Source organism: Pseudomonas sp. Irchel 3A18 (genome assembly GCF_900187465.1).
GTDB lineage: Bacteria > Pseudomonadota > Gammaproteobacteria > Pseudomonadales > Pseudomonadaceae > Aquipseudomonas > Aquipseudomonas cichorii.
Map to the genome: position 1 here is coordinate 1 of NZ_FYDI01000006.1, position 16,363 is coordinate 16,363.

Sequence of the window (16,363 nt, forward strand, 5' to 3'; positions counted from 1 at the left end):
CTTGCAGGGTGCCGTGTTTCTTAGTCATGGGACGCACCGTTGCGTGCGTCTTCAGCGGATACCTGGAGGTGAAGAGTGATGAGGCGGCTGGCCTGGTAAACGAGCATGAACATCCCTTGTTCCCTGATGGTTGCCGAGCGACTTCGCTCGGACGTGGGAACGGTCTGTATCAAGAGTCATGCCTGTTAATTTTTCTACATATAAATCAACAGCTTGAATTTAAATCTCATAAAAACAGGTTGTTTTTCATACCAAAACCCCGAAAAAGTGCGCAAGCCTGTGCGCACCTGCGCAACATCGTGCGCAGACGGTCGAGAAGCCCTGTTCATAAGGGTTGTCGAGGGTTTCAGGGGTGTTTTATCAAGGATGGGGTGCGCAGGTATTTGCGCATCAAGGCCTAATGCCTTCGCTCATCAAAAAGCCCGGTGCCTGGAGCACCGGGCTTTTTGATCGAGCTGACGCTTACTCCTGAACCACACGCACCATACGTTGTGGCGAAGGGATATCGATACCAGCAGCTTTCAGGCGATCACGGGCCTCGATATTGAAGAGCGAACTCACATCGCCCATATCGCCGGTCTTGGTCCATACCCTCAACGACAGGGTAATCGCGTTTTCGCCCAGCGCCGCGACGACAGCCTGCGGTGCCGGATCCTGAAGGACACGCGGGTCCTGAGCCATCTCCAGCAGAACCTCGAGCGCTTTACGCAGGTCGGCATCGGGGCTCACACCGATATCGAACACAATCTTGCGGGTCGGCTGACGGTTGGTATTGGTGATGATGCCGTTGGACAGATTGCCGTTGGGCATGATCACCGTGCGGTTGTCGCCAGTGCGCAGCACGGTATGGAAAATCTGGATACTGTCGACAGTACCCGCCACACCCTGAGCTTCGATCCAGTCACCGATACGGAACGGGCGAAACAGCAGAATCAACACGCCACCCGCGAAATTCGCCAGACTGCCCTGCAAGGCCAGACCAATGGCCAGACCCGCTGCACCGATGGCTGCGACGAACGATGTGGTTTCCACACCTATCATCGACGCAACGCTCACCACCAGCAGAATCTTGAGGATGATGTTCGCCAGGCTGCTGACAAAACCCTGCAATGCCAGGTCGGCATTACGCAGTGCCAGCAATGCACCCAGCTTGCCGGTCAATCGGTTGATCAACCACCAGCCAATACACAGTGTTACCAGCGCAAGCAGCACACGGCTGCCGTATTGCATGATCATCGGAATCCAGCTTTGTGAAACCTTCCACAGCTGATCGACTTCTGCGCTCAAATCCATCTTGTTTCTCCTGCCTGTCACTAACCAATCTTGAAAGGACTGCCGGAAACAATCATTTCAGCGTCTACTACAGGGGTGTTCGGACATGTCCGGGAATAAAGGGTTCCCGGACAACCAGAATCACCTAGTCACGGAAGTTGTTGAATTGCAGCGGCATCCCCGAGTCGTAGGTACGCAGTAAAGCAATGGCTTCTTGCAGGTCATCGCGCTTTTTACCCGTGACGCGCACTTGTTCACCCTGAATGGCGGCCTGCACTTTCAGTTTAGCGTCCTTGATATGGGCGACAATTTTCTTGGCCAGCTCCTTGTCGATACCTTCCCTGAGTACCGCTTCCTGCTTCATCACCTTGCCCGAAGCATACGCCTCCTTGACCTCAAGGCATTTCACGTCGATCTTGCGCTTGACCAGGGCAAGCTTGAGGATTTCGATCATCGCTTCAAGCTGGAACTCTGCCTCGGCGGTGAGCGTGACGGTCAGCTCCTTGAACTCGAAAGTGCCTTTGCCTTTGAGGTCATAGCGACGGTCCAGCTCTTTGATGGCGTTATCGACGGCATTAGTGACTTCGTGTTTATCCAATTCGGACACTACGTCGAACGATGGCATGTAATTTCTCCAGATAAACGGCGCGCCCGAAAAAAGCGAACGCGCGTGACTTGACGGTATGAAAGAACGCTCATTATAACGAGACTTTCCAGGCGTTCACTGCGAGCCTTTCATGTCGACTTTCGATTTCATCGCTGCAAGGCCGTTCAATCTTGCGGACATGCACCTCTGATGGCCGCCCTCTGGCACATACTCGGCGCAGGCAGCCTTGGCAGTCTGTGGGCAGCACGGCTGGCCCGTGCAGGCGTGCCGGTGCGCCTGGTCCTGCGCAATAAAGCGCGGCTGCAAGCCTATCAGGCCAATGGCGGCTGTCTGACGCTGGTGGAAAACGGCGTTGCCAAGCCGGTCTTCATTCAGGCCCAGAACCTCGACAGCAACGAGCCCATCGAACGTCTGCTGGTAGCCTGCAAGGCCTATGATGCCGAACAGGCCGTGGCGCAGGTAGCTGCGCGCCTGCATCCAGACGCAAACGTCGTCCTGCTGCAGAACGGCCTGGGCAGCCAGGATGCGGTGGCGGCACGCATTCCACATGCCCGGTGCATTTTTGCATCGAGCACCGAAGGCGCCTTTCGCGAATCGGACTGGCGCGTGGTATTCGCGGGCCACGGCTACACATGGCTGGGCGATGCCCGTGAACCGACGCCGCCTGCCCTTCTGCAAGACTTGCATGACAGCGGTATTGCCCACGAATGGACACCCGATATCCTGACGCGCCTGTGGCGCAAGCTGGCCTTGAATTGCGCGATCAATCCTCTGACCGTTCTCCATGATTGTCGCAATGGCGGCCTGCTGGAGCATCACTGCGAAGTGGCGACGCTGTGCGTCGAACTCACGGACCTGCTGGAGCGTTGTGGCCAGCCCGTGGCGGCCCAGGACCTGCACACTGAAGTGCAACGGGTGATCAAGGCCACGGCGGCCAATTACTCGTCGATGTATCAGGACGTGGCCAATGGCCGACGTACAGAAATCAGCTACCTGCTCGGCTACGCTTGCGCAACGGCCCTTCGTCATCAATGTGCCGTGCCTCACCTGCAGCAACTACAGACGCGACTGACCACTCATCTCGCAAGCAAGGGTTTGCGTACCGACTAGCGCACGCTACCCTGCTGGTTCATCCTTCGCGTGTGATTCGCCCCATGCCATTGCGCCAGCGCCTAGAAAACCTGCCTGTGGGCCAGAAACTGCTGGCAGCCCTGCTGGTCCTGCTGACCACAGTGCTGCTGGTCGCCAACCTGACCTTTATCAGCGCCGCTTACTACATCTCTCAGGAAGCCATGGCACCGCAGGCCCTGCAGACCATCGGACGCCTGATCAGCAGCCCCAATCTCAACGAACAGGCCTTGAACTCACCGATCAATGCCAACGCCTTGCTCAAGGAACTCAAGAGCTACGGGCCATTGCGTGCCGCAGCGCTCTACGACAACGACGGCAATCGTCTGGCGCAGATGCAACAGGGCGAAGGGCTTCACCTTCCCGCCCATTACGGCGATATCGAAGGCTGGCGTCTGACCGAGTTTCGCAATACGCAAATCATCACAGTGCCCAAAGGTGATCAGGCTCCGGGGCATTTGCTGCTGGTCGCCAGCAGCGAACTGCCGACGGCGTTCTATACCGGCACGCTGACTGCAAGCCTGGGCATTCTGATATTCAGCGTTCTGCTGTGGCTGGTCGTGGCCAGACAGATCCGGCGCCTGATTACCGAGCCCATCTATCAGCTCGAAGAGCTGTCGCGCCAGGTCACCCGCGAAGAAAACTATGCCCTGCGCGCTGGCCCCGGCAACGAAGACGAAATCGGTAATCTGGCCGAAGCCTTCAACACCATGTTGTCGCGCATCGAGGCACGTGAGCAGCAACTCAAACGGGCACGTGACGACTCGCAGGAAGCCTACGCCCAGGCTCAGGGCCTTGCCGAAGAAACCCGTCACACCAACCGCAAGCTGGAACTGGAAGTGAAAGTTCGCAGCAAGATCGAGAAAAAACTCACCGGCTTTCAGAACTACCTCAACAGCATTATCGACTCGATGCCTTCGGCGATGATCGCTCTGGACGAGCAGCTGTATGTCACCCAATGGAATCAGGAAGCGACCGCCCTTTCCGGCACGACACTGGACGAAGCCCTCAACCAGCCGATTTTCATTGCCTTCGAGCCCATGAGAGCGTTTCTGCCCGAGATCAAGCAGACGGTTGAGCAACACAGCGTCACCAAGATCGAACGTGTGACGTGGATCAAGAACGACGAACCTCGCAGCTATGCGCTGACCTTCTACCCGCTGACAGGCGATGCAGGCCGTGGCGTGGTGATACGTATCGATGACATCACCCAGCGCATTTCCCTGGAAGAAATGATGGTGCAGTCGGAAAAGATGCTCTCCGTTGGCGGACTGGCAGCCGGCATGGCCCACGAGATCAATAACCCGCTGGGCGCGATCCTGCATAACGTGCAGAACATCCGCCGTCGCCTCTCGCCGGAACTGCCGAAGAACATTGAGCAGGCCGAGTCGGACGGCATCGATCTCAATACCGTCAATCACTACCTGACCAGCCGCGGCGTCCCGCAACTGCTGGACGGCATTCAGCAGGCAGGCGCACGGGCAGCAAAGATCGTCAGCCACATGCTCAACTTCAGCCGCCTGAGCAACCGTCAGCTGACACCTTGCGAACTGCCTGCGCTGATCGATCAAGCGCTGGAAATCGCTGGCAACGACTTTGATCTGGCCATCGGTTTCGACTTCAAGGGCCAGCACATCATCCGGCAGTTCGACCCGGAACTGGGGCCTGTGCCTTGTATCCCCAACGAGCTGGAACAGGTGCTGCTCAACCTGCTGAAAAACGCCGCGCAGGCCATTCACCAGCGAGCGGAAAACGAAGCAGAACCGGGGCGCATCACCTTGCGCACCCGGCTCAATCCGCCATGGGCCGAGATTCAGGTCGAAGACAACGGCATCGGCATGGCGGAGAGCGTGCGCAAGCGTACCTTCGAGCCTTTTTTCACCACCAAGGAAATCGGCCAGGGCACTGGCTTGGGTCTGTCGGTGTCGTACTTCATCATCACCAGCAACCACAAAGGCCAGATGGAAGTGCAATCGGCCATCGGCATGGGAACCTGCTTTACCCTGCGCCTGCCGCTGGTGGGCAATCAGGTGAATGTGCAGCAACAGGTCATTTCAAAGTTGTAATCAGGAGCCATACAGATGGGCTTTCGTTTGTCGAAGATTTACACACGCACCGGCGATGCCGGGGAAACCGGGCTGGGCGACGGTCGTCGAGTGTCCAAGGATCATCCGCGTGTCGAGGCCATCGGTGAAGTCGATACCCTCAACAGTCAGTTGGGGCTGCTACTGGCTGGGCTGAACGAGCAAGCGCAGCACACTCCTGCGCTCAGAGAAGTGATCGAGGTGCTGGGCCCTTGCCAGCATCGTCTGTTCGATCTGGGCGGTGAACTGGCCATGCCGGCCTATCAGGCGCTGAACGCGGCTGAGGTCGAGCGACTGGAAGCCGCAATCGATGTGTGGAACGAGGAAGTCGGCCCGCTGGAAAACTTCATACTGCCTGGTGGCTCGGCACTGATCGCCCAGGCCCACGTCTGCCGCAGCCTCGCTCGCAGCGCCGAGCGACGCTGCCAGCACCTCAATGCACAGGAACCGTTGGCGGGTGTCGGGTTGGCGTATATCAATCGGCTGTCGGACTTACTGTTCGTTGCCGCCCGCATCATTGCCAAACGGCAAGGGATCTCGGAAATCCTCTGGCAACCTGCGCCCAAGCCCAATACCCCGTAGGAGCAATCGGCCGGCGTTCCGCTTATTCGCGGCCCCCCATCCAACGGGGGAGTCCGTTACGCGCCTGGCCAGAAGGCGCGGATTCCGGCTACGCCTTGTGCGCCGCTTTCCCAGGCGCGCTGGCGCTCGTCCGGACCAACACCGCCCAGCAGGAATACCGGTTTGGTGAAGCCAGCGATGAGGCGGGAGGCTTCTTCCCAGCCAAGCGGCTGAGCGTCTGGATGCGTCTGGGTCTGCTGGACCGGTGACAGGGTGACGAAATCCACGCCCATCTGCTCGGCCAGTGCCAGCTCTTCCGCGTTATGGCAGGAAGCTGCCAGCCAGCGATCTTCGGGGAATGGACGACCACGGCTGGCGTACTTGCGCAGCTGTTCTGCCGTCAGGTGCCATCCGGCGGACGGGAAGTCACCCAGCCATTCCAGAGGTCCCTTGAGCATCAGTTGAGCCTTGCCGGCGCACAGGCCCACGGCATCCACGGCCAGGTCGCGATATTGCGGGTCATAGCCACTCGGCGCACGCAACTGGACCAGCTTGATGCCGCCCGCGATGGCTTTCTGCATACCGCGCAGCAGCTCGGGGGTTTCCAGGCCGTCGGGGGTAATCAGGTAATCACTGGGCAAACGAGCCGCCGCGACAATCGGTTTGTTGGCTGCCGGAAATTCGTAACCGGCCAGTTCGCGCTGGCTGGCCCAGACCAGTGGCTGGCCTTCGGCACCATGGGGCTCGCCGGTAAAGGCCGAGACTTCCCAGACATCCAGCAAGACCTGTTTGTCCGGGTAATCGTGCTGGATCTTGATCAGCGGACGCGCCGCTGTAACACCAATGCCCAACTCTTCTTGCAGCTCACGGCTCAATGCGGCCTGGACAGCCTCCCCCGCTTCAACCTTGCCGCCGGGAAACTCCCACAAACCGCCCTGATGCTGGTTATCTGCACGCTTGGCGATAAGAATCCTGCCGTCAGCGCCACGAATGACAGCGGCGGCCACATGAACACGTTTCACTCATCGGTCTCCTGCAAGGCAGCCTGTTGCCAGCTCTGGAAGGCAGGCCACTGGTAAAGGGTTTCAATATAGGCCAGCGCTTCGGCAGGCAAGGCTACGCGGTAGCCACGCAGGCGGATGGCCACTGGCGCAAAGAAGGCATCGGCAATGCTCGGCTGGCCGAACAGGAACGGACCGCTCTCGGCCGACGCTGCACGGCACTCGCTCCACAGGGCAACGATGCGGTCGATGTCCTGCTGCGTATCGACCGGAATGACTTCCAGCGCCTGATCGCGATGCAGGTCCATCGGCATGTTGGAGCGCAGGCTCAAAAAGGCGCTGTGCATTTGCGCACAGGCCGAACGGGCCTGGGCACGGGCGGCGGTATCACGTGGCCAGAGGTTGGCTTCGGGAAAACGTTCGTGCAGGTATTCGCAGATGGCCAGGGAATCGATGATGGTCCCGTGCTCGCATTGCAACGCAGGAACCTTGCCGGTTGGCGAGTACTGGAGAATCTGCTCGCGGGTGTCCGGCTTGTTCAGGCGAATCACCTGATCGGTGTAAGGCGCGCCGGTCATTGCCAGCACCAGCCAGGGGCGCAGCGACCAGGAGGAATAACGTTTGTCGCCGATGATGAGGTGCAGAGACATGTCCTTGGCTCCAGAGTCAGACAATGTAATGCCGATCAGTTAAGGCACAAACAAAACGTGTGGGAGGCAGCTTGCTGGCGAAAAGGCCTGAAAACCGGCAGATATTCTGCGTCTGTACGCTACAGTCGCCAGCAAGCGGCCTCCCACAAAGTGATTGATGACCTGAACTGATTGGGGATCAGGTGCGGTATTCAGCGTTGATCTTCACGTACTCGTGGGACAGGTCGGTGGTCCAGATCGTTTCGCTGCAATCGCCGCGGCCCAGCTCGATACGGATGGTGATTTCTTCCTGAGCCATGACTGCCGAACCCTGTTCCTCAGTGTAGGTCGTGGCGCGGCAGCCTTTACTGGCGATGCACACGTTGCCCAGGAACACATCGATCTTGCTCACGTCCAGATCCGGTACGCCTGCACGACCCACTGCCGCCAGGATACGGCCCCAGTTAGGGTCGGAAGCGAACAGCGCGGTCTTGATCAGAGGCGAGTGAGCCACGGCATAGCCGACATCCAGGCATTCCTGGTGGTTACCGCCGCCATTGACTTCAACAGTCACGAACTTGGTCGCGCCTTCGCCGTCACGCACGATGGCCTGGGCCACTTCCATGCAGACGTCAAAGACCGCCTTCTTCAAAGCTTCAAACAGCGGGCCCTTGGCTTCAGTCACTGCCGGTACGTCAGCCTGACCGGTGGCGATCAGCATGCAGCAGTCGTTGGTCGAAGTATCGCCATCGATGGTGATGCGGTTGAACGACTTGTTCGCGCCGTCGCGGATCAGGTCCTGCAATACGCTCTGGGACACCTTGGCGTCGGTCGCAATGTAACCGAGCATGGTCGCCATGTTCGGACGGATCATGCCCGCGCCCTTGCTGATGCCGGTCACGGTGACGGTGACGCCCTCGTACTGGAACTGACGGCTCGCGCCTTTTGGCAAGGTGTCGGTGGTCATGATGCCAGTCGCGGCAGCAGCCCAGTTATCCACAGACAAATCATCAAGAGCGGCCTGCAAGGCGCCTTCGATCTTTTCAACAGGCAACGGCTCGCCGATGACGCCGGTGGAATAAGGCAGCACAGCGCTGGCATCGACGCCTGTCAGTTCTGCAAGACGGGCACAGGTGCGGGTCGCAGCCGCCAGGCCTGGCTCACCGGTACCGGCGTTGGCGTTTCCGGTGTTGGTCAGCAGGTAACGCACAGGGCCTTGTACACGCTGTTTGGCCAGGATGACTGGCGCGGCGCAGAACGCGTTCAGGGTGAACACGCCGGCAACACTGGAACCTTCGGCACATCGCATGACTACAACGTCCTTGCGACCCGGGCGTTTGATGCCGGCAGATGCAATACCCAGTTCAAAACCGGGAACCGGGTGCAATGTAGGCAAAGGACCAAGACCAACAGCCATGAGTGCGCTCCTTGAGCAGTATCTGCGCCGTCCGCATCGGTACGGCAATCTAATGAAAAAACGCCGCGACGGGTAAGCCGGTCGCGGCGCGGGTATTACAGCGTCAGAGCCTTAACCGATCTGGCCGTGACAGTGCTTGAACTTCTTGCCTGAACCACACCAGCACAGCTCGTTGCGACCCAGTTTCATGTCGTTGCGAACCGGCGCGGTAGCAGCGGCAACAGCTACATCACCACCCTCTTCAGCCAGTGCAGGCTGATCGAGACCTGGCGCTTCGGCATGCTCGAACTGCATGCGCTTGGCGAGTTCTTCGGATTCGCGACGCAGACGCGCCTCTTCTTCCTCTGGGTCTTCACGACGCACCTGGACATGGGACAGCACGCGAATGGTGTCGCGCTTGATGGAATCCAGCAGCTCCTGGAACAGGGTGAAGGACTCGCGCTTGTATTCCTGTTTCGGGTTCTTCTGGGCGTATCCGCGCAGGTGAATACCGTGACGCAGGTGGTCCATGGTCGACAGGTGGTCTTTCCACAGGTCGTCCAGCACGCGCAGCAGAATCTGTTTCTCGAAAGTGCGCAGGGCATCGGCACTGGCCTGATCTTCTTTCTCGGTGTAGGCCACCATCAGCTCTGCCAGAATCTTCTCGCGCAGGGTTTCTTCGTGCAGGTTATCGTCTTCGTCGAGCCACTGCTGGATCGGCAGTTTCACGGCGAAATCGCTGTTCAGCGAAGCTTCCAGACCGGCCACATCCCACTGCTCTGGCAGCGATTGTGGCGGAATGTGCTGGCTGATCAGACCACTGAGCACCTCTTCACGGAAGTCGCTGATGGTGTCACCGATATTGGTGGCCGCCAGCAGGCTGTTACGCATGTGGTAGATCACTTTACGCTGCTCGTTGGCAACGTCGTCGAACTCGAGCAATTGCTTGCGGATATCGAAGTTGCGACCTTCTACCTTGCGCTGGGCCTTTTCGATAGCGTTGGTCACCATGCGGTGCTCGATCGCTTCGCCGGACTGCATGCCCAGGGCTTTCATGAAGTTCTTCACCCGGTCAGAGGCAAAGATGCGCATCAGGCTGTCTTCAAGCGACAGATAGAAACGGCTGGAACCGGTATCGCCCTGACGACCGGCACGACCGCGCAACTGGTTGTCGATACGACGCGACTCATGGCGCTCGGAGGCGATGACGTGCAAGCCACCCGCCTCGATCACCTGCTGATGGCGTTTCTGCCAGTCGGCCTTGATCTGGGCGATCTGCTCGGGGGTCGGGTTCTCAAGGTTGGCAACTTCGACTTCCCAGTTACCGCCCAACAGGATGTCGGTACCGCGACCGGCCATGTTGGTGGCGATGGTCAGCGCGCCCGGACGACCGGCCTGGGCGATGATTTCCGCTTCCTTCTCGTGGAACTTGGCGTTCAGGACCTTGTGGTCAATACCTTCCTTCTTGAGCAGGTTGGACATGTGCTCGGAGGTTTCGATGGTCGCTGTACCCACCAGTACCGGACGGTTCTCGGCCAGACAGGCCTTGATGTCGGTGACGATTGCCGCGTACTTCTCTTCCGCCGTCAGGTAGACGAGGTCGTTGAAGTCCTTGCGCGCCAGGGCCTTGTTCGGCGGGATGACCGTCACCGACAGGTTGTAGATCTGATGGAACTCGAACGCTTCGGTGTCGGCTGTACCGGTCATGCCGGACAGTTTGTTGTACAGACGGAAGTAGTTCTGGAACGTGGTCGACGCCAGGGTCTGGCTTTCGGCCTGAATGTTCAGGTTTTCCTTGGCTTCGATGGCCTGATGCAGGCCTTCGGACAGACGACGACCCGGCATGGTACGACCGGTGTGCTCGTCGACCAGCAGGATCTGACCGTCCTGAACGATGTATTCGACGTTGCGGTTGAACAGCGTGTGAGCGCGCAGGCCGGCATAGACGTGGGTCAGCAGGCCCAGGTTATGAGCCGAGTACAGGCTCTCGCCTTCAGCCAGCAGACCGACTTCGGTCAACAACTCTTCGATGAACTGGTGACCGGCTTCGTTCAGCTCGACCTGACGGCTCTTCTCGTCAATGGTGTAGTGGCCCGGCTTGGTAACCTCGCCTTCCACTTCTTCGATGTGACGCTCAAGACGCGGAATCAGGCGGTTGATTTCGGTGTACAGACGGGAGCTGTCTTCAGCCTGACCGGAAATGATCAGCGGCGTACGGGCTTCGTCGATGAGAATCGAGTCGACTTCGTCGATCACACAGAAGTTGAGTTCGCGCTGGAACTTGTCTTCCATGCTGAACGCCATGTTGTCGCGCAGGTAATCGAAACCGAATTCGTTGTTGGTGCCGTAAGTGATGTCGGCAGCGTAGGCGGCGCGCTTCTCTTCCGGTGGCTGGAAGGGCGTGACGATCCCGACGCTCAGGCCGAGGAATTCGTACAACGGACGCATCCAGTTGGCGTCACGACGAGCCAGGTAGTCGTTCACGGTAACAACGTGTACGCCCTTGCCGGCCAATGCGTTCAGGTAAACCGCCAGCGTACCTACCAGGGTTTTACCTTCACCGGTACGCATTTCAGCGATCTGACCTTCGTGCAGGGTCATGCCGCCGATCAACTGGACGTCGAAGTGGCGCATGCCCATGACACGCTTGCCCGCTTCACGCGCAACCGCGAAAGCTTCTGGAAGGAGCTTATCGAGGGTCTCGCCTTTGGCTATGCGGGCCTTGAACTCTTCGGTCTTGGCACGCAGTTGCTCGTCCGAAAGGGCCACCATTTGCTCTTCGAAGGCATTGACGACTTGTACCGTCTTGAGCATGCGCTTGACTTCACGCTCGTTCTTGCTTCCAAAAAGTTTTTTTAACAAAGGCGCAAACATATCGACAGGATCTTCCACACATAGGAATGGAGGGCGGCCCCGTGAGTCGCCCGTGCAGCCTAATGGCCGCATGCGAACGAGCATTCTACCCGGAAACGGTGGTGAGGAAAGTGGCGTTATTCCACGATGCTGGCACAGCGCTGTTACGGGGCAGTCTTACAATGGGGCCATTATTCAGCACTTCAACCCGTCAAGGGCCGAAGTTACTCGTTGATTTGCATATAAAAGCACGGAAAGCCCTCTGAACGAAGCTGCAAGAACGCTTTCTGTTAACATGAAGACTTTGTCATACCCGGCAACGCACCCATGGCCTTTCGTCCCCTCACTGCCAGAGCCCCCGCCGTCCTGCTGCGCGACGCCAAGCCGCTCAAGGCAATTTTTCGCCATGCCGAGCGTCTGAGCCACCTTCAGCGCCTGCTCGAAAGCCAGTTGCAGCCTGCCGCACGGGAACACTGCCATGTAGCTTCGTGGCGCGAAGGTACCCTGTTGCTGATCGTGACTGACGGTCACTGGGCCACGCGCCTGCGCTATCAGCAAAAGCGTCTGCAGCGGCAATTGGTCGCTTTCGACGAGTTCGCCAGCCTGATGCGGATTATCTTCAAGGTACAGCCTCCCACCGTGGCCAGGGGTGCCGTCGGTCACACCATCGACCTGTCGCCTGCCGCAGCGGAAAGTATCCAGGCCACCGCCGAAGGCATCAGCGACCCGAAATTGCGCGCCGCGCTGGAGCGTCTGGCCAGTCACGCCAAGGACAAGAAGTAAACGTCAGCGCTTGCCCAAAACCGTTTCAAATTGCGACGAGCCCGCCTTGAGCATCCCGGCCTGAATCAGCAGCGGTGTCACCATCGCCGTCGGTTCGACCTGACCGCTCACCCTCATCCGACGGGTTACAGGTTCCAGACCGATCTCGAAACGATGCTCCCCCTCGCGCCGGATATCGGCCAACAGTTTCAATCCATCCCGACACTCAAGCCTGAGATGAGCGTTGCCCAGCACCACCATCCAGGGCGACAGCACGGCAAGATTCTGCCCCTCAAGACTCCCTTCACCAGACGTACATTTCGCGCCACGGCCCTGCATCAGCAAACGCCCTTGCCAGCGACCATCCACGACGTAGGCCATGGCCGGGGTAACAAGACTGCCAGCGGGCGCAAGCTCGGCAGTCCACGCCCAAGGCCAGCCTTGCAACTTGAGTTCCCAGACTTGCTGCTGAAATCCGGCGCTCACCAGGCCTTGTCCCATCCAGGGCCGAAGGTTCCAGCTCACAGGCCCGACGCTCCCCAGTCGCTCGGCTCGTCCGTACCACAGGGTCCCGGCAACGCCCTGCGGCTGCCAGCCAGGCGTCCACTGGACGAAACGGACCAGAAAGGCGGCGGGCATATTCAGCACAAGCGTCAGGACAAACACCAGAGCGCCGAGCATCCATAACGTACGGCTCATGGAAGCCTCCCCGCACGCCCGACATCCAGGCTGAACACCAGACTCTGATGACCTTGTTCGAGGCTCCAGCGCAGCGGTCGCCCGCCTTGCTCCTGAATGCTGCGCATCAGTTGCGCCAGAGGTTCGGCGCGGCTCAACTCACCTTGCAACTGCCAGATATCGCCTCGCTGCTCGACCCGTGTCAGTACCAGCCCTCGGGCACCGGCCAGCGCCTGCCAGTATTCGGCGGTAAACGCCGGGCCGGGGCTCAGCGCCTGGGCCTGCTGCGCCAGAAGCGGCCACTGACGCAGGTCCTTGCCCCAGGCCAGCAAGGGACGACCGATCAGCACCAGCAATAACGTCAGCACAACGACCCAACCCGCCAACAGAGCGTAACGCCGGGCAGGCGGCAAGGCGGCGAAAGCGTTTGAAGCACTCAGAATCAATGCATTCATGGCTGCCCATCCAGATTGAAATTGAGCGTCAGCAGGGAAGTTTTTTCATTTGCTTCAACGCTGACCTTCGCACCCGCCGCCTTGGCCATGGCCTGCCAATGAGTCGTGTCTGGAGGTGAAGCATTGCCGCTCAGCACCAGTCGCAGGGTTCGCCCATCGAAGTAAGTGCCGGACACGCCCCAGTCCTTTTGGCTGTCGAGCCACAGCGTCATGGCCTGTTCCAGCTCGACGATCTGCTGCTGGCGGCTTTGCCAGTCGGTCTGCTCGGACTGCAGACGAGACAACACCCGCGCTGCCTGTTGAGCGCTGCCGACCGGCCCGGTCAAGGCTTCGACCTGAGACTTCCAGACCGGCACCTGCTGCCAGAACTGCCCAAGAGTCAGCACGCCCCAACAGAGCGCCAGCACGCCACAGACACCCGCCAGACGAGGCAGACTTCTGCCAAATGGCGACGCCCGACGCCGAGCTTTTGGACGACGAGTGCCTGAGCGCACCAACAGATTGGGCAAACGACTCAACGCGGCCCAACGGGAAGGCCATGGCCCGGTCATTTCCTCGCTCGGCTGTCGCCAGTTCTCGGGCGGCTCACCCAGCACATCCGGCCACACCAGCCAGTGCTGCAAATCGTTGTCAGCGCCGCGGATCAGGCAACGGCCTTCGGGACGCGACCAGTTCAGAGTCTGACCAGCAGCCTGCGTCGGCAGCAATTGCAACTCGGCCCACAGATAATCGGGTGATACGCCCAGTGCTTCGCACTCGCTCAACCAGCGCTGAAGCTGTGTGCGCTCGACTACCAGCAATTCCAGATGCCCGGCGAGCCGCGACAGGCAACTGACCTGCACCGCTTCGGCAGGCTGTTGCAACAGGTCCTCCAGCAACATCGGCCATTCATGAGGCTTGAGCCCCGGTGGCGCGGGCACCTGAAAATGGCTGCACTGCGCGGCGGGCATGATCAACGCGAGGGTGTCCTGCAGAAAGTGCGCAGGCGGCGGCCAGTCGCCCTGCTCGTCTCCCGGCAGGCGACGCCATTGCCATGCACCCGTGGCGGCAGGACGCAGCAGCAACCAATGACGCTGCGCACGGCGTTTGAGACTCCAGCGTTCAAAGATCATGGGCGGCTATCGGGCAAGCTGAAGGTGCAGACATAAGGCGCTCCATGACGCTCGAATTCGAGTCGCACACCCCGGTCGGGCTGAAGTGCGACAGTGGAAGGGAACGCCAGCCAGCGGGTCCCCTGATAAAAACTGAAACTGACCTTGTCGACCTCATCCAGATGTTCACGACGATCCCAACGAGGCGCGCCGACCGCATAGAGATCAGCCGAAGTCCACAGGCTCAAACGCCGCTCCCGCGAGTTGAACTCCAGCCGTTGTCGCTGCGATCTCGACTGGCCTTCAGCTTCGGGAAAGGCGGTCAAGGCGACCCAACCCAGTTGATTCGTGGCCGGGTCCCAGTCGAGCCAGTTCACCGGCAACGGCAGGCGCTTTTCATACAAACGGCGCAGCACCAGAGAATCCAGACGACGCTCCAGCGCCAGACAGAACTCCAGCACCACCGGCTCATTGCCCGGCTCGGACAGGCGCTCGCGAACCTTGATCCAGCCATTCACCAGCGCAGCCAGCACCACACCGACCACCGCCGTCAGCGCCAGCGCCACCAGCAATTCGATCAGGGTCAGCCCGCGCTGGCCACGACTCACGGCCGCACCAGAAAGACGGTGTAATTGCCCAGCGGCTCGCGCTCGTCACGGGCGGCGAACAGCGCCAGTTCACCACGGCGCAAATGCTGAACACCGGTCATGCCCAGGCTCATGCGCCAGTAACAAATCCTGTCGCCCTGCTGCAACTCGCCACTGACCTTGTTGATCTGCGGCCAGTAGCGCTCGACACCGAAACGCGCCTCCAGCTCACGGGCACACAGGGCACCGAGTCGATGCTGCTGAACGGCCTGATGCACGGTGATGCGCTGGCGCAGCATCTGGCTGACCATCATGGTCATGACCGCCGCGATACCCAGCGCCACCATCACTTCCAACAGGGTGAAACCGCGCTGGCGCTTCATGGCAGCTTTACCTGCGTCAGGCTGTTATCGGTGCGCCACTCCCAGCGTTGCTGCCCTCCGGGCCATCGCCAGTTAAGGTTCACCGCCGCACTTACACCCGATGGCGTGAATATCACGCGAGGCTCGTCAGACACCGGCCAGTCCGCCTGCAACCCTTCAGGCCAGGACTTCATGGGCGACGTATCCACGACCCAGCGGGTCTGGTCCTTGCGGACGAACTCCGGCTGACGACCATTCCAGCGCATTCCCGACACCTGCCCGCTGTGCCTGGCTTGGGCCGCTTGAGTGCGGGCCTCGGCTGCCAGTTTTTCCAGGGCCTGCTGCATCGGTGCATGACCTGAATCCAGCCAGGCCACGCTCAGGGCACTGAACAACCCGATGATCAGCAACACCACCAGAATCTCCAGCAGTGAAAAGCCCCGTGAAACCTTCACGCCTAGAGGTTCCAGTTCCCGATATCGCCATCGGTGCCTTCCCCGCCCAGTGCTCCATCGGCCCCTAGCGAGTAGATATCGATGCGTCCATGTTCGCCGGGCGCACGATAGTGATACGGGTTGCCCCACGGGTCCGCCGGCAGGCGACGGATATAGCCGTCGGCTCGCCATGAGCGAGCCAGTGGCTCCACCGAGGGCGCGCTGGTCAAGGCCGCAAGACCTTGCTCGGTGCTGGGATAGCGCAGATTGTCGAGGCGATACATGTCCAGCGCCTGCTCAAGCGTGGACAGGTCGGCCAGGACTTTCTGCCGCATGGCCTTGTCCTGGTTGCCCAGGACGCTGGGGGCAACCACGGCGATCAACAGGCCGATGATGAAAATCACCACCATGATCTCCATCAGCGTGAAGCCACGCTGACGACGTGAGGCAGGCTTGGACATAA

General features: G+C 59.8%; 17 protein-coding genes. 4 read left to right on the forward strand and 13 right to left on the reverse strand.

Annotated features, from left to right (window positions below; genetic code table 11):
* Window positions 1-462 precede the first annotated feature (462 nt).
* Window positions 463-1,293, reverse strand: coding sequence for a mechanosensitive ion channel family protein (locus CKW23_RS13290; RefSeq protein ID WP_025261699.1), 831 nt, complete (start codon window positions 1,291-1,293; stop codon window positions 463-465).
* A 124-nt stretch (window positions 1,294-1,417) separates the two neighbouring features.
* Window positions 1,418-1,897, reverse strand: a complete 480-nt coding sequence (locus CKW23_RS13295) for a YajQ family cyclic di-GMP-binding protein (RefSeq protein ID WP_025261700.1) — start codon at window positions 1,895-1,897, stop codon at window positions 1,418-1,420.
* A gap of 171 nt (window positions 1,898-2,068) precedes the next feature.
* Between CKW23_RS13295 and CKW23_RS13300 the strand changes: the two genes are divergently transcribed.
* The 3 genes from CKW23_RS13300 to CKW23_RS13310 are packed head-to-tail and all read left to right on the forward strand — an operon-like array spanning window position 2,069 to window position 5,673.
* The gene (locus CKW23_RS13300; RefSeq protein ID WP_095067718.1) at window positions 2,069-2,989 is read left to right on the forward strand and encodes a putative 2-dehydropantoate 2-reductase; all 921 of its coding nucleotides are present in this window, start codon (window positions 2,069-2,071) and stop codon (window positions 2,987-2,989) included.
* 44 nt (window positions 2,990-3,033) lie between these two features.
* The gene (locus tag CKW23_RS13305; RefSeq protein WP_025261702.1) at window positions 3,034-5,073 is read left to right on the forward strand and encodes a PAS domain-containing sensor histidine kinase; all 2,040 of its coding nucleotides are present in this window, start codon (window positions 3,034-3,036) and stop codon (window positions 5,071-5,073) included.
* A 15-nt stretch (window positions 5,074-5,088) separates the two neighbouring features.
* A complete protein-coding gene (locus tag CKW23_RS13310; protein ID WP_095067719.1) occupies window positions 5,089-5,673 on the forward strand; it encodes a cob(I)yrinic acid a,c-diamide adenosyltransferase in 585 nt (194 codons plus the stop codon).
* A 56-nt stretch (window positions 5,674-5,729) separates the two neighbouring features.
* Here the strand turns inward: CKW23_RS13310 and CKW23_RS13315 are convergent, their stop codons facing one another.
* From CKW23_RS13315 to secA, 4 genes are all read right to left on the reverse strand, one after another.
* Window positions 5,730-6,674: a Nudix family hydrolase gene (locus CKW23_RS13315; RefSeq protein ID WP_025261704.1), complete on the reverse strand. Its 945-nt coding sequence runs from the start codon at window positions 6,672-6,674 to the stop codon at window positions 5,730-5,732.
* A complete protein-coding gene (locus tag CKW23_RS13320) occupies window positions 6,671-7,303 on the reverse strand; it encodes a glutathione S-transferase family protein (protein ID WP_025261705.1) in 633 nt (210 codons plus the stop codon). Before CKW23_RS13320 ends, CKW23_RS13315 begins: the two co-directional genes overlap by 4 nt.
* A gap of 178 nt (window positions 7,304-7,481) precedes the next feature.
* Window positions 7,482-8,699 (reverse strand): bifunctional glutamate N-acetyltransferase/amino-acid acetyltransferase ArgJ, encoded by a 1,218-nt coding sequence (gene argJ / locus CKW23_RS13325; RefSeq protein ID WP_025261706.1) that lies wholly within the window; start codon window positions 8,697-8,699, stop codon window positions 7,482-7,484.
* A 111-nt stretch (window positions 8,700-8,810) separates the two neighbouring features.
* Window positions 8,811-11,552: a preprotein translocase subunit SecA gene (gene secA, locus CKW23_RS13330; RefSeq protein ID WP_025261707.1), complete on the reverse strand. Its 2,742-nt coding sequence runs from the start codon at window positions 11,550-11,552 to the stop codon at window positions 8,811-8,813.
* Between the two features lie 306 nt (window positions 11,553-11,858).
* Between secA and CKW23_RS13340 the strand changes: the two genes are divergently transcribed.
* On the forward strand, window positions 11,859-12,314 hold the full coding sequence (locus CKW23_RS13340; protein WP_025261708.1) for a DUF721 domain-containing protein: 456 nt from the start codon (window positions 11,859-11,861) through the stop codon (window positions 12,312-12,314).
* A 3-nt stretch (window positions 12,315-12,317) separates the two neighbouring features.
* Here the strand turns inward: CKW23_RS13340 and CKW23_RS13345 are convergent, their stop codons facing one another.
* The 7 genes from CKW23_RS13345 to gspG are packed head-to-tail and all read right to left on the reverse strand — an operon-like array spanning window position 12,318 to window position 16,361.
* Window positions 12,318-12,992, reverse strand: a complete 675-nt coding sequence (locus CKW23_RS13345; protein ID WP_143008682.1) for a type II secretion system protein N — start codon at window positions 12,990-12,992, stop codon at window positions 12,318-12,320.
* On the reverse strand, window positions 12,989-13,426 hold the full coding sequence (gene gspM, locus CKW23_RS13350; protein WP_025261710.1) for a type II secretion system protein GspM: 438 nt from the start codon (window positions 13,424-13,426) through the stop codon (window positions 12,989-12,991). Before gspM ends, CKW23_RS13345 begins: the two co-directional genes overlap by 4 nt.
* Complete coding sequence (locus CKW23_RS13355) at window positions 13,423-14,538, reverse strand: type II secretion system protein GspL (protein WP_025261711.1); 1,116 nt, start codon at window positions 14,536-14,538, stop codon at window positions 13,423-13,425. Before CKW23_RS13355 ends, gspM begins: the two co-directional genes overlap by 4 nt.
* Window positions 14,535-15,125 (reverse strand): prepilin-type N-terminal cleavage/methylation domain-containing protein, encoded by a 591-nt coding sequence (locus CKW23_RS13360; RefSeq protein ID WP_095067720.1) that lies wholly within the window; start codon window positions 15,123-15,125, stop codon window positions 14,535-14,537. Before CKW23_RS13360 ends, CKW23_RS13355 begins: the two co-directional genes overlap by 4 nt.
* A complete protein-coding gene (locus CKW23_RS13365; protein WP_025261713.1) occupies window positions 15,122-15,487 on the reverse strand; it encodes a type II secretion system protein in 366 nt (121 codons plus the stop codon). Before CKW23_RS13365 ends, CKW23_RS13360 begins: the two co-directional genes overlap by 4 nt.
* The gene (locus CKW23_RS13370) at window positions 15,484-15,921 is read right to left on the reverse strand and encodes a prepilin-type N-terminal cleavage/methylation domain-containing protein (protein ID WP_025261714.1); all 438 of its coding nucleotides are present in this window, start codon (window positions 15,919-15,921) and stop codon (window positions 15,484-15,486) included. Before CKW23_RS13370 ends, CKW23_RS13365 begins: the two co-directional genes overlap by 4 nt.
* A 2-nt stretch (window positions 15,922-15,923) precedes the next feature.
* Window positions 15,924-16,361: a type II secretion system major pseudopilin GspG gene (gene gspG, locus CKW23_RS13375; protein ID WP_025261715.1), complete on the reverse strand. Its 438-nt coding sequence runs from the start codon at window positions 16,359-16,361 to the stop codon at window positions 15,924-15,926.
* Window positions 16,362-16,363: the final 2 nt, after the last annotated feature.

Bases quoted from the DNA above. Each gene is read 5' to 3' on its own strand.
- CKW23_RS13290 (WP_025261699.1), bottom strand. From the start codon at position 1,293: ATGGATTTGAGCGCAGAAGTCGATCAGCTGTGGAAGGTTTCACAAAGC.
- CKW23_RS13295 (WP_025261700.1), bottom strand. From the start codon at position 1,897: ATGCCATCGTTCGACGTAGTGTCCGAATTGGATAAACACGAAGTCACT.
- CKW23_RS13300 (WP_095067718.1), top strand. From the start codon at position 2,069: ATGGCCGCCCTCTGGCACATACTCGGCGCAGGCAGCCTTGGCAGTCTG.
- CKW23_RS13305 (WP_025261702.1), top strand. From the start codon at position 3,034: ATGCCATTGCGCCAGCGCCTAGAAAACCTGCCTGTGGGCCAGAAACTG.
- CKW23_RS13310 (WP_095067719.1), top strand. From the start codon at position 5,089: ATGGGCTTTCGTTTGTCGAAGATTTACACACGCACCGGCGATGCCGGG.
- CKW23_RS13320 (WP_025261705.1), bottom strand. From the start codon at position 7,303: ATGTCTCTGCACCTCATCATCGGCGACAAACGTTATTCCTCCTGGTCG.
- argJ (WP_025261706.1), bottom strand. From the start codon at position 8,699: ATGGCTGTTGGTCTTGGTCCTTTGCCTACATTGCACCCGGTTCCCGGT.
- secA (WP_025261707.1), bottom strand. From the start codon at position 11,552: ATGTTTGCGCCTTTGTTAAAAAAACTTTTTGGAAGCAAGAACGAGCGT.
- CKW23_RS13340 (WP_025261708.1), top strand. From the start codon at position 11,859: ATGGCCTTTCGTCCCCTCACTGCCAGAGCCCCCGCCGTCCTGCTGCGC.
- CKW23_RS13345 (WP_143008682.1), bottom strand. From the start codon at position 12,992: ATGAGCCGTACGTTATGGATGCTCGGCGCTCTGGTGTTTGTCCTGACG.
- gspM (WP_025261710.1), bottom strand. From the start codon at position 13,426: ATGAATGCATTGATTCTGAGTGCTTCAAACGCTTTCGCCGCCTTGCCG.
- CKW23_RS13355 (WP_025261711.1), bottom strand. From the start codon at position 14,538: ATGATCTTTGAACGCTGGAGTCTCAAACGCCGTGCGCAGCGTCATTGG.
- CKW23_RS13365 (WP_025261713.1), bottom strand. From the start codon at position 15,487: ATGAAGCGCCAGCGCGGTTTCACCCTGTTGGAAGTGATGGTGGCGCTG.
- gspG (WP_025261715.1), bottom strand. From the start codon at position 16,361: ATGTCCAAGCCTGCCTCACGTCGTCAGCGTGGCTTCACGCTGATGGAG.